Genomic DNA, 13,677 nt, shown 5'->3' on the forward strand with positions numbered 1-13,677 from the left:
TTTGATACTCTAAATTTTCTTACTTTTCTTCATCGGTTTCGTCGGGACTATCGGGAGAAGGGCTGGTTGTTTCTTCGTCTTCATCCTCATCATCGTCTTCGGGAAGAACTCTATAAGAATTAATCTCTTCGCTATAGAACTCTTCTTCAAACTGATTAACTAAGCTTTTATCCACTGTTAATGCCCTCATGAGATCGTTGATGCTTGATTTAAAATCATTGTAGATTGAAATATAATCAACCTGCAATAGGTTAGAAAAAAAAATTAAAGTCTTACGGGGCGGCATGGCTTTAAAAAAAATAAATTCGATGATGGGTTCTATTTTTGCTGGAGGAAAACGCCTAACAACACTGACCCCAAGTCGAACATGTCTCAATTCATCTATACGCGCGCGCGAATACCCTTCTCCAAGAATGGTGGTGTCAAATAACTTTGATAAATAGTCAAATTCGACGGTAGCCATTGCCTCCAATGCAGCATGTTTTGCAGCCAAACTACTGAAATCTGTGTCACCCAATAGCTCATCTCTCAATATATCTATGTCTTGAGAATACTGCGAATCAGTTTCGTTCCAATACTTTCGCTGGTAACAGCGAAAAAAATCGGCATGATATTTTTCGTCTTCTGCCGCCATTTTGAATCCATTTGCGACATTACTCTTTGGGCTCAATTTTGACAATCTAGAGGCAATCTCACCTCCAAGAGTCTCTGCCTGAATAGATTCTGAGCAAACAGATTTAGCAATTCTTCTTAGTCGAGCTGAACCGAACTGTTCTATAGGTTGAAACTTCGGGTCGTTTAACTTTACTAGCAACTCAATAATTTCGCTCATAATTTAGATAGTTTCTTATTTTGCGCGCAAAACGCCTGTCTTTGGATGAATTAAATGCCACGAATGGTGCCGCTAACCTAGCCGCTGGGCAATTTCCCCTGCGCTAGCGTATACTAAATCATCAATGATAGGGTCACGATTCCCGACCATTCTGACTAAATGCAATCCCCCTTAGCTTTCTAGCGAGTGGTGGATGAGACTTAACTGGTATTTAAAACCTTTACACTTTTATTTCGTCTTAGAAGTTTGAGCAGACGTATGGCTTCTGAGGAAAGCGGCACATCTCTTCTCGTGACATTTTTAGTTTCATGCAGGCGAGCATAACGCTTCTTGAGAAATACGTCTTTCCAGTCAAGATTCCATATCTCACCTTAGTGCATAGCGGTTTCTAGTTCAAATACAGCACTCATGACATTGAGGTCACGGCTAGCATTGCTGCTTTTACTATGCCTGAGTTCTTCCTTAATCCATAGTTCAAAATGATGCGGTCTTGTATCAATGAGTAAGCGTTTTGATATGGATTGTTTGATCAGTCGGTTAAGGCGGTTGTACTCGTTGCGATGGCTTTTTTGGTGAGGGAAACTTCATCACAGTAACGAAGAAATGAATCTCCAAGCGTTTTACCTTTGACGATACCTTCGGGAGTGATGCTTTGTTCAGTTTCAGAAGCCCATGCATAAGCTTGGATTTAGGTATCAAAGGCTTTAGGGCACCTCTGAAAATCACTCGATTTTCGCACTTTTCAAAAACGCACGACCAATATCTCGAAATTTGAACGTAAAAGCCCCTCAAGGTGTCGGTTTTCCGTCTGAACTCTGCACAATTGCAAAGTCCAGACGGACTTATCCTGCTTAAGCAAGCACGTATTTTTCTGCTCGCAACAAATTGGTGAGCTGACGCTGGAAAACGATTTTTTAGAAGGTGCGCTCACCAAGGCGGGGTTGCTGAGCGAAAAAAGATGATCGACCGCGACCATAAACTCTCCATCAGTCGTGGCAGTGTGTACTACCAGCCGCAACCGGTCAGCCCTGACACAATGGCGCTGATGAACCGTATTGACCGCCTGCACCTGGATTATCCCTTTGCTGGCAGTCGCATGCTGCGTGACCTGTTGCGCCGTGAAAGCTATCAAGTGGGACGCAAACAGGTCACCAGCTTGATGAGGCAGATGGGCATTGAGGCGCTGTATCGCAAGCCCATGCAGCGTCATCCTGGCCACAAGGTCTACCCGTACCTGCTGCCCCAACTCGCCATTACCCGCCCCAATCAGTTCTGGGCCATGGATATCACCTATATCCCAATGGCACGAGGTTTTGTATATCTGGCCGCTGTAGTGGATTGGCACACGCGCCGGGTGCTGAGCTGGAAGCTCTCCACCACCATGGAGTTGCACTTCTGCGTTGATGCGATGGAGGAGGCTTTAGCTAGGTATGGTGCGCCAGAGATCATGAACACTGATCAGGGCAGCCAGTTCACCAGCTTGGCCTTTACGCAAATGCTCAAGGACAAAAACATTCTCATCAGCATGGGTGGCAAAGGCTGTTGGCGGGACAATGTGTTTGTTGAGCGGCTCTGGCGCTCGGTGAAATACGAAGAGGTTTATTTGCACGCTTACGACACAGTATCGGCAGCTCGGTCAGGGCTGGATCGTAACTTCCAGTTTTACAACGGCCACCCTCGAGCCTTGACCGGCAAACCCCGGATGGGGTTTATTTCGATATACCACCGCTGTCCCTGGTGGCTTAACCAAGGACAGAGATCCACTTATAGAATGGGGATGAGTTGTTCAAAGGAAAGGGGCCAGCTCTCTTTTCAGTTTGTTTTTATTACTTGATGTATATCAAAATAATGATAATATTAACCAATATTTATCAATATAGTAATAACTATGCTTGCAGAGTTACCCCATTCAGATATTGCTGATTCCATTTCACAAGCCATCCACGCAAAGAGCTGGACGCTTGAAGAATGTTGTGAGCAGCACAACAGAAAATATAAAAAAGCTATAGAAAACAGAGAGGTAAGGGCTTTAAATAAGGATTTTCTTTCTCGCGTCAAGAGAAAGAAATTTGAGGTGCTGTCTCCTCGCATACTAAAACTGTGCGAATTTTTAGAAGTGCGAACAACAAAGCAAAAAAATAATAACCAGCCTTTGGTAGCTCTCTCTGAACAAATTATCGATTTTGAAAAATACTTGTCGGAGAACCCATTACTAGTGCGGCGCTTTGGCGGGTTGATGAACTTTCTAGCAGCTTTGACTGCCTCTAACGATAGGGATGTTAATTAATATGAAATTTATTGATCTTTTTGCTGGACTAGGAGGCTTCCATCAAGGCTTGGTGAATGCCGGTGGGTTTGAATGTGTTTTTGCTTCAGAAATTGATGAATCCCTCCGAGAAATATATGCCAATAATCATGGACTATCGCCTCATGGCGATATTACTAAAGTTCATGAGTCATCTGTCCCAGAGCACGATGTTTTATGCGCGGGCTTTCCTTGTCAACCGTTCTCGTTAGCAGGTTCGAAAAAAGGCGCTAAATGTCCAGAATCAGGAAAGCTTATTAACGACATTATACGGATAGCAGAATATAGGCGGCCTAACTTTTTAATGTTAGAGAATGTGCCAAATGTCCTGACCATTGAAAATGGCAGTTTCTGGCATTACATCAAAAGCTCTTTTGAGGGCTTGGGTTACAAAATCATACACAAGGTTATATCGCCTGATGAAGTAGGTATTCCCCAAAATCGTAAGAGGCTTTTTATAGTTGGTTCTCTTGATCATCAGTTGTTAGATTGTTTTGAGTGGCCATTGCAGAAAAAAGAAAAAACGCTTGAGGCTGTCATAGAGAAAAAGATTAAACGTAACCATAAAAGGCTTGAGGATGGAAAACGTTTACAGCTTGAGCACTGGCAACGCTTACTGATTGATTGTGGCTTGAAAACTATGCCGCCAATTTCATTATGTGCGCCTGAGTTTGGAGCAACATACCCATTAGATTTTCATAATCTTCGGGTAAAAGACATGCAGAACTATAAAGGCGCATACGGAAAGAGCTTAAAAGACTGTAAATCTTGGTCTGAAGTTATGATGTTAATGCCTAGTTATGTACAAAAGAACAAGGCAGCTCCCGAGTGGATGCTGGAATCGGTCGAATATAGTCGTTCTTTTTATCGTAAACATAAAAGGTTCTTGAATAGTTGGCACAAAAACCTACAAAAAGAAAATAATAGTTGGCAAATACTAGAATGGAGAGGTCATCGCGACTATTTAAATTTTGATAGACATCTGATACAGTTTAGGGCTTCGGGAATAAGAATTATAAGGGCAGTTAGAGCACCGTCACTAATATCCATGACACCAACACAGATTCCTATTGTTGGGTCTCAAATGCGATACCTCTCAAAGCATGAAGCGGCTAAATTACAAAATCTTCATAAGCTAAAGTCTATACCTAAAAATGACACTAGAGCCTTTAAAGCTTTTGGTAATGCTGTGAATGCTAAAGTGGTTGAATTGATTGCTAAGAAATTAATAAAATTACAAGGATAGTATGATGTCAAACGACAAGTTCTTTGTTGATGTTTCTCCAGAAATGCAGCTTTACAAAATATTGCAGAGACAATCCTACGGGGTAGGCACTGCTATTGCGGAATTTATTGATAACTCTATTCAAGCATTTATAGATAAGAAAAAAGCAATCACGGCAATAGAGGGCAAAGACGCCACCTTAAGTATTAGAATATCTATAGATTCCAATAAGAATGAAATCATTATTGAAGATAATGCAAGTGGAATAAATAGGGCTGATTTTCAAAGAGCTATAAAAATGGGGTTAGATGCTAATTTAGCTCATAACGATGAAAGCTTATCTGTTTATGGTATAGGGATGAAATCTTCAGCTATCTGGTTCTCAAATCGCTGGGTAATTGAAACATCAGCTCTTGGTTCGAATGAAAAGTTGATTGCTGAGTTTGATTTAAACAGGCTATTAGAAACAGGCGATGTAAGAATACCTGTAAATTCAGAACCACAGGAAATAAATCAACACTATACAAAAATTATTATCAAGGACTCTTTGAGAAAGTTAAAGGATCAAAAATCATTATTTCAAGATAACGTCCTTCCTTATCTCCAAGAAACATTTTTTAAATTTAAATTTTTTTCTATTTCAATGAATTATGATGGTGAGGTTCTTAATTCAGATAAAGCCTTCTTGAAATTGCCCAAGCCGTTAGTTTATCCACCAGTAGATGCGAGTAGTAATCCGATAACCAGTAATGATAAAGAATGGAAGATGAAAGTTGACTTTACAGTCAATGGCAAGCAGGTTAAAGGGTTTATTATGATAATGGAAACAGGTGGTTACCATCAGCCAGGGATACGGCTGCTCCGCAATAATAGGGTGATAGTCGGGACTCAAGGGGGAGGCAGACAGAATAGACCCCCTTTACTGTTAAAAACCGCTAACAAATATGGAGCCCAAAGGATATATGGCGAATTAACACTAAATGACTTTAGAGTTAATTTTATGAAAACAGATTTCGACGATGAATTAAACGAAGTGTATGATTATTTGAATGTGCTACTTAAAGGTAACGGTTCTGGCGAAGACTATTTCAAGCAGACCAATAATTTTAGAAAGAGAAAGTCAAAGATATCTCCAACTCCTGAATCGCCCAACGACGAATCTAGCCATGATGACTCCAATGATAAAAACGAAGCTGGCTTTCAGCAAAATAACATAACACCATCCAATATTGCCCCGAATACTAATCAATATACTGAGGGGGTTGATAGTAACATCAATAATGGATCTGATTCAGAATCTCCCAAAGATGATCCTCCTAAAGGTGAATCTGTAGAAATTAATAAGTCGGGAAACACAAGAATAGCCTCTTCAGATAAAATTGTTGAAAAGCTAAATCAATTAGGCTCAAATAAATTAAAGAGCCTATATAACTCCCTCTGCTCAACTTCTTTAGATAGTCACCCAGCTCTTTCTTATGTTGGGGCTTGGTCTTTTATCGAAACTCTTTGCAGTTTTTACTCTCATAAATCAGAACAAAATTATAGTGGTGACTTTCAGGCATTTTTCAGTAAAAACAGGTTGTCTGTTTGGAATATTGCTTCATCTCATGGCGCATCAATTAGGGCTGCTTTAAAGGATATTGCTGATATAGGGAATGCCTCTAAACATGACCCCGTATTCTATGCAGGGAATGCTAGGCAGTTAGCAATTAATTTTGAAACACTGGAGCCTACTCTTTTAGCATTAATGAGTGATATTTTAGAATAGGTCAATCAGAGGAACCAACTCAAGCGTAGCTGTAAACTGGGTTGGTTCCTATTGTTTTTAGGTGTAACTACTACCTAATACCGCAAGATTAGAGGTATTTGGCAGGGAAGCTAGAAATTGGCGTTTGAACCTCTGACCATGACTTCATTTTCACGAAATAAGGTTGTTCCGTAAACCACCTGTTGACTATCGAACGCTCATTGTCAGGGCCCTTTTGAAATTCCTGAAGACCGAACAGATAGAGATTCCCTGATCAACTACCAGCTATGCTCAATGGCAAGATTTTATGGGAAAGCCCGCCATTGCCGACGCGATTTTAGATCGTATTGTCCAACGTGCATATACCTTCAACCTAAAAGGTGAATCCAAGCGGAAAGTTCATTCTCCAATGAAAACATCAACAAAATAAGCTTCTTTGAAGTGATTTGATATGGCCTTGTCACAAAATTATACGGCCCGAGTAATCAGTAGCAGCCTCTAAAGATTAGCTGCTCTGTTTTGCCTCAACATTTGACTGCATTAGTTCAGGGGGTTGTTTTTTATGCAACAGCATGAATAATAACCAATCTTAATTGGCTCGCCATTAGGCATTAGGATGGGCTTTATTGGTAACGCAGTTTTTCAAGGATAGATTATGGCCTCTCGTACCCTGCATGCCCTCCGTTCGTCTGCACTTGCATTTCTCTCCAGTAGCCTTGTTTTTGCACTTGGTGCCCAGGCGGCCCAAACGGCAACGCCCCCGGGATTAAGTCTTCCTAATATAACCCTCGAATCAAACCTCGGTGGCGTGTATCGTGGTGAACTGCCTGGACAAGCTCGAGTCGATCATCTGGGAGGGGCTGTCTATGAAATTCCTTTCGAAATCCCTGAGCACATCGGTGCTTTACGTCCCAATCTAAGTATTTATTACAACAGCAATGCCAAAGAAGGCTCCTTGGGCATGGGTTGGACGATCCGTGGGCTTGATGACAAGATCGAACGCTGTGCAAAAACCAAGGCTCAAGATGGCCAAGCAGGAAGCATTAAATACGACAGTGATGACCGTTATTGTTTGAATGGCCAGCGTCTGATTGCAGTGCAAGGCACATACGGCGCAAATGGCACAGAATACCGGACTGAGAATGATCGTTTCGCACGCATTACTTCAATCGGCCAGAAAGGCAGTGGCCCCGAGTCGTTCAAGGTTGAAACTAAATCCGGCCTCACAAAATACTATGGTGTAGAGACCGCTAAATATCATACGAGCGATCAAGCAAATATTGTGACCTGGGCACTGGGTAAGGTCGAAGATCGCTTGGGCAATATGTTCAAATACATGTACGACTATACCAATTTTCATGTTACGGAAATTCGCTTTGGGCGCAACAATAACTTTGGTATCCGTGAAAGGTTGGTTTTTACCACAGCGGGCTGGACGAGGACCATTTTTGAAGGTGGGCAGCGCAAAATTGCCGCGCCGCGCTACATCACCAGAATCAAAACCTATGTTAAAGGCGATGGAATCTCAGATTATGAGTTCGAATACTATAACACCGCCGATTACCGAACAATTTATCAACTTAAATCAATAAAAAAATGCGGTCAATATTCGGGGTGTCCTTCGCGACTTAACATCGAATGGGCTGGGAAAAGTAATTTAGCTGCGACATCCCAAGTATTGGATGTACCCTATGAACCTTTCAAAAATACTGGCCCGAATTACTGCCCAAAGAATATGCAGGATTACCCTCGCTGGCATGATTTTGATGGCGATGGTCGGGTAGACTATTTGTTCTTTAAACCCCAAGACTCTTTCGTGTTTGATGCGTCCTCTACTTTGGACGCAAAACTCTGGGTCAGCAGTCGCAATGCAATAGAAACTTGGCCCAGTGATGCGGCCAACGATGTTGAAAAGCTGCTGTTCGGAGACGTTAACAACGATGGTCGTATTGATATTGTTAATGTCGATAAAGACGTTTCAGGTAATATTGAAGTGTCGGTTTCAACAGGGACAAGTTTTACGACTCAAAACTGGGGACTTGCTCCTTTAGATAAGTCCGTAACCAATTTCGGTGGTAGCCAGTATTCCCAGAATGCGTCAAGCGTTGAGTATGCTCTACGAGACGTAAACGGTGACGGCTTGCCAGATTTGGTAAGCTTTTATGTATTTGATCACACTCGACCTTATGTAAATACTCATCGCACAGACTACTGGATGGATGTCTATGTGAGTTTGAATACAGGTACGCAGTTTGGGGCTGAGACGCTATGGGCCGCAGAAGTTGCGTCCGCGAATGATGCCAAGACAAATATGTCATCGGCTTGGGTCGACATCAATAATGATGGTCAAGTTGACCTAATAGGTGTTGACCACAAAGTCTACATTAATAATGGCAGTACCTTTTTGGCCGGCGAACACTGGACCAATAATCCTGGTGGGCAAGGGTATAGTCTCGCAAGCGGTTATGCAGGCAATTACTACAAAGCTCGATTTATCGATATTAATCAGGATGGGTTGCCTGACCGCTTGGAGCGCAAGGATATCAATGGGCAAGTAGGTTGGTACCGACGACTGAACAATGGCACCGGGTTTGAATTAGAGGGCCTTTTTACCAGCGCTGGAATCATATCAGACGTCAATGGTGATGGGTTTGTTGATGCTCTGAATTTTTCCTCCTACGGGCCCAGCTATGTACATGGTGGCAATAACGTTGTCAATCTAGCTTCTCACAGTTATTCGGTGAGCGCCTCCCTATCCGTGCTCAATCCTCCTCTAGGGACAGCTGGTGGAGGTAGTATCAATATGCTTGCAGGCTTGCCGGGAGGATATAACAACAAGGGGCACACCTTTTACAATAACACTGTAGACTTCAATAATGATGGAAAGCTCGACAGTGTTATTTCTTTGGCGAGTATTTGTCATAACGCATACCAGTCCAGCTATCCGACCGCGCAATTTGCGGAAAAAGGCAAAATGCTTCTGCAGATTAACCAAACGGTTAATGCCAATAAAGTCAGTAAGATTACCAATGGTTTGGGTACGCATGTCGAGTTTAGTTACGACTCGATTGGGAATAGCGCTGTTCATACTGCAAGTAGTGGTTCTGTACTACCGGTCAGGGATGTTAACGGTGGTCGAACCGTGGTTCATACCTTAAAACAACCCAATGGGATTGGTGGTCAATGGACCAAGACCTACCATTATCAGGGGCGCAAGTTAAGTATTGATGGTCGTGGTGATCTTGGCTTTGAACGTATTACGGTGAGTAACTCGCAAACAGGCATTGCTACCAAAACAAGCTATTCTCAAGCTTTCCCTACCGTGGGTCGTCCCATCGAAATTGAAAAACAGCATATTGCCAGTTCACGTCGCCTGTCTCGTACGCAATATACCTATGCTACTCATGGCACGGTTGGCAGTGGCCCTGTCTTCCCATATGTGAGCAGCTCTACGAGTCAAAAGTACGACCCTGAAGATGGCCGCTTGCTGAGCACTCGCATTGTGAACAATACCGTTGATAGTTATGGCAATGTGACTTTATCCAATACCGAGCTGAACGATCATGAATCGGGTGTGACGTTTAATACTCAGAAACAGCGTAACTTTACGGTGAATACAAGTACTTGGCGTTTAGCCCAATTGGACCAAGAGCAGGTGCAGTTTGGCCAAGGTGGTGTATTTGATTCTGCGCTCACTCGCACCACAGGTTTTAATTATTACGCTAATGGTCTTGTCCATCATCGCTACCAAGAACCGAATGCCGGTGCTCCTTTGGAGTTGACACAGCGTTTTGAATATAACCCTCAAGGGCGTGTCACCAAATCGGAAGTTTCTGGGCCAGGCATTGCAACGCGCGCAACGACAACACAGTACGGCAGCTTAGGTTTGTTGCCAACGCAAACCTCCAATGCGTTGGGTCATCAAACCAGTTTCCAGTGGACACGAGGCGGCATGTTGAGCACTCAGACCGATCCTAATGGACTGTCGGTATCCAATAGCTATGATCGAACGCTTTTGAGAACAAGTACATCCCCCAATGGAAACATCACTCGCTACGCCTTGAATTTTGATACAACAGGTCAAAATAACGGAGCCAAGTATTACACGGAGGTTGTTCCTGCCGGTAAGCCAGCCGTCCGTACTTTCTATGATATGTTGGGTCGTGAAGTGCGAGTTCGTACTCAAAGCTTCGATGGCCGCTACCTAAATCAAGATACTCAATACGATTCCTATGGTCGCCAGTATAGAGTGTCAGAACCCTATTTCGATGGCGTAGCTCCTGTTTGGAATACCACGCACTATGACGCCTATCACCGAATCAGTTCGATTGATGCCGCTGATAATGTTTCAGATACCACGTTTGATTACGATGGTTTAGAAACAGGTATGCGTGATAGTGCCAATCGACGTCAGGTAGTAAAAACCAATGCCAATAGTTGGTTGATTGAGTCTGTTGACAAGGCGGGTACCAAAACCGATTTCAGTTACAACGCGGCCGGCCAGCGCACTCGCGTTCGTAGCGCGGTGGGCTTAAGCAAACAGTTTTCGGTGTTGTATCAATACGACCGTTTGGGGCGTATGACGCAGCAGGATGATCCAAGCCACGGCGTTTACAGTTACGAATACAACGCTCTGGGGCAACGAGTAAAAGAAGTCAGCCCGAAAATGTGGGCGGCCAGCCAAAGTGTGCAGTTTGCCTACGATCTCTTGGGGCGTATGACTCACCGTTACGAGCCTGAAGGCACAACCACATGGGAGTATGACAATACCGCCAATGGCAATATGGGCCTGGGTAAACTGCATCGCGAAAGCATGACCGGCTTCAGTCGACAATACGCTTACGCGGCGGGTCAGTTTGGCCGTTTAACGTCAACCACTACTCAGATTCAAAGTGTGAGCTACACCGAGGGAGTGAGTTATGACAGTGAAGGTAATCTGGAAACCATAACGTATCCGGCGACTCCGGGTAGTCCGAGCGGTTGGAAAGCACGTTATCAATACAATGATTTGGGCTTCTTGGAGCGTGTTACGAACGATGCCGATACCGAAGTGTATTACCAGTTGGTCAATACGGATGCAGCAGGACGCCTAACCGAGCAATGGATGGGGGATGGCAGTACTTTAACCCAGGCTTACGCGGCGAACAGTTTGCGAGTGACTTCGCAGAAAACGGTAAAAGCAGACAATAACGACTTACAACATTTTAACTACGCCTACGATAATCTGGGTAATATGACACAACGCCAGGATGTTACGCGTAATCTGAGCGAAGCTTTTACCTACGACAATTTGGATCGTTTAACCAATGCTCAGGTAGCAGGTCAAACCAAAGTCGATTATGGCTTTGACGAAGCCGATAACATCACCTTGAAATCTGACATTGGCAGCTACGGTTACAGCGCCGCCAGAGCAAATGCGGTGATTAATACCGTATTGAATGGCGTAGCCTCCAACTACAGCTACGATAACAATGGCAACCTCTTTGCCGGCGACAATATGCCTGGTGCCACCTGGAGTAGCTATAACAAGCCACTGACCTTAACCGAAGGTAGCCATCGCTATGAGTTCAGTTACGGACCGAATCGAGCTCGTTATCGCCAACTCTATAAAGAGACTGGACAAGCGGATCGTGTCACGCATTATGTTGGGGGTAACTTTGAAGTCATTGCCCAAGGCAGCACGACCGAGTATCGACATTTAGTTCGGGCGAACGGTCAAGTGGTGATGATGCGCCGTGAAAAAACTGGGAGCACACCCAGCACAGATCATGAGTACCTGCACCGTGATCATCTAGGATCGATCACGACTATCAGTAAAGAAAGTGATGGCAGTGCTCTAGGCGAAGTAAGCTACGACGCCTGGGGTAAACGACGCAGTGCCAGCGATTGGGCCAGCGCTTATCAAGCACCGGCAAGTTTCGATAACTTTGATCGCGGTTACACAGGTCATGAACACCTTTCAGGCGTGGATATTATTCATATGAATGGGCGGGTTTATTCGGCCGAGCTGGGTAAGATGATGAGTCCTGACCCTGTGACGGCTGAGCCTGATAATGGGCGGAATTATAATCGGTATAGTTATGCCTTTAATAATCCGCTTCGATACGTGGATCTCAATGGATATGAAATTGGTGAACCGTTAACACCTGTAGTCGGTATAGGTGGGTGGAACCCAAATTATAAATCGAAATACCATGATGACCTCTATGACAGGACAATTAATGGTATACCTGCTTATTTATTATGGATAGAAAACTTAGTGAATAGAACATTAGATTCTGTCATCGCAAATATCGCGAGGAATTATGGTTTCGTTGCACTGCAGGATTTGGATGCTTTGGGTGGTGATTCACCATCAAATGTAAGTACTACAATCGATAAGTATAATTTTGTTCAAAAGGGAACTGGATCGACAGATGGAGTGACCGGTATGGGATACAGCGATCTAGATGAAGCAGCAATTGCAGCTGCAAACGCCGTTCATAATATGCAGAAGGCTCTTTCCGGTTCAAATTTGTATAATGATCAACGACCGCACAACATACCTGCAGGGGTACTAATATGGGGAACAGATGAAAGACTGTTGTTTAACAGTGATAATGATGGGCCTCCTTATTCCTTTGGAAAGCCGTCTGAAGATGGCACAACAGGTTTGGAAAGGTATGGTCTTGGTCTTAATCTGAGAAGGCCTCCTGATGCAGTGGCTTGGGTTATAGGAGCTGGTTTTGATAACGGAGTGAGTCAACTTTCTGAAATACCGGGTGCTAGAATGTATGAAATTCTACGGCAACAGAATTACATGTATGGATATTATGCAGCACCTTCAGGAGCCGTAAGAAAGTTCACGCAGGATGGTGGTTGTGAAACTATTTTGGGAGAGGGCATTGATAAATGCCCGACAAATTACTAATCAATTATATGTTGTTGATTAATAATTGGCAGTAGAGAATGTTGTTTCTGGATAGTTCTTTATGGAGTGTCTTGTGAAGAAAGCTATATCAATAGTATTAGCAGTTTTAATGGCTGTGAGCATTGTGTATGTTTATAAAAAAGATTCTGAATGGAAAAACAATACCTATTCTATGGCAAAGTTAATTAGCTTAGATAAAAGCATAGAGGGTGACAAGATAGCTACAGTGGGATGGTTGTCAAGGCCTCCTGGTGAAGGAATGAATCTTTATTTTTCGGAGCAAGATATGCAAAGCAGTATAATTCTTAACTCGGCTTTCGTAAAACTCAGGGAGAATAGCTCAGAAATTTATGAATTTATTAAGGAAGGTAAGCTTTGTAGAGTTAAAGGGGTTTATGAAATATATTCTGGAAGTGCTTTTTTGGTTGATGCTGATTATGTCTTGTGTGGAAATGTGATATTCGAATGGTCTTTAGAAAAAAATGTTTGGTTAAAGAGAGTGACAAACTAGTTAATAGGTCAATGATGAAGTTATATAGGACACCCAAGTTCATTGGCCTAAAGCTCCATTGTTCGAGATCGGAAACACCTCTGAATTTCTCGTTTACTATATAAAATGCTAATCGAACGCCGGAGTGGTAATTTGGTAGAACACCCA

General features: G+C 43.3%; 7 protein-coding genes and 2 pseudogenes. 7 read left to right on the plus strand and 2 right to left on the minus strand.

What is annotated here, in order from left to right; translation table 11 throughout:
• Positions 1–19 precede the first annotated feature (19 nt).
• Entirely contained in the window at positions 20–832 is an 813-nt protein-coding gene (locus ABWW03_RS03935; protein WP_353406504.1) for a hypothetical protein, read from the minus strand.
• 200 nt (positions 833–1,032) lie between these two features.
• The gene (locus tag ABWW03_RS03940) at positions 1,033–1,197 is read right to left on the minus strand and encodes a hypothetical protein (RefSeq protein WP_353407121.1); all 165 of its coding nucleotides are present in this window, start codon (positions 1,195–1,197) and stop codon (positions 1,033–1,035) included.
• Between the two features lie 516 nt (positions 1,198–1,713).
• Between ABWW03_RS03940 and ABWW03_RS03945 the strand changes: the two are divergent.
• The 7 genes and pseudogenes from ABWW03_RS03945 to ABWW03_RS03975 all read left to right on the plus strand — a co-directional run.
• Positions 1,714–2,578: pseudogene (locus ABWW03_RS03945) on the plus strand (IS3 family transposase); the annotation flags it as partial.
• 142 nt (positions 2,579–2,720) lie between these two features.
• Positions 2,721–3,119: a hypothetical protein gene (locus tag ABWW03_RS03950; RefSeq protein WP_353406505.1), complete on the plus strand. Its 399-nt coding sequence runs from the start codon at positions 2,721–2,723 to the stop codon at positions 3,117–3,119.
• A 1-nt stretch (position 3,120) separates the two neighbouring features.
• Complete coding sequence (locus ABWW03_RS03955; RefSeq protein WP_353406507.1) at positions 3,121–4,383, plus strand: DNA cytosine methyltransferase; 1,263 nt, start codon at positions 3,121–3,123, stop codon at positions 4,381–4,383.
• Positions 4,384–4,387: 4 nt separating this feature from the next.
• Positions 4,388–6,130, plus strand: coding sequence for an ATP-binding protein (locus ABWW03_RS03960; protein WP_353406508.1), 1,743 nt, complete (start codon positions 4,388–4,390; stop codon positions 6,128–6,130).
• 268 nt (positions 6,131–6,398) lie between these two features.
• Positions 6,399–6,539, plus strand: a pseudogene (locus ABWW03_RS03965) (ATP-binding protein); the annotation flags it as partial.
• 225 nt (positions 6,540–6,764) lie between these two features.
• Positions 6,765–13,019: an RHS repeat-associated core domain-containing protein gene (locus ABWW03_RS03970; protein ID WP_353406509.1), complete on the plus strand. Its 6,255-nt coding sequence runs from the start codon at positions 6,765–6,767 to the stop codon at positions 13,017–13,019.
• A gap of 73 nt (positions 13,020–13,092) precedes the next feature.
• Positions 13,093–13,530 carry a hypothetical protein gene (locus tag ABWW03_RS03975; RefSeq protein ID WP_353406510.1) on the plus strand — a complete coding sequence of 146 codons (438 nt, stop codon included), beginning with the start codon at positions 13,093–13,095 and terminating at the stop codon, positions 13,528–13,530.
• Positions 13,531–13,677 lie beyond the last annotated feature (147 nt).

The sequence above is a fragment of the Pseudoteredinibacter isoporae genome (genome assembly GCF_040372805.1).
GTDB classification, from domain to species: Bacteria; Pseudomonadota; Gammaproteobacteria; order Pseudomonadales; family Cellvibrionaceae; genus Pseudoteredinibacter; species Pseudoteredinibacter isoporae_A.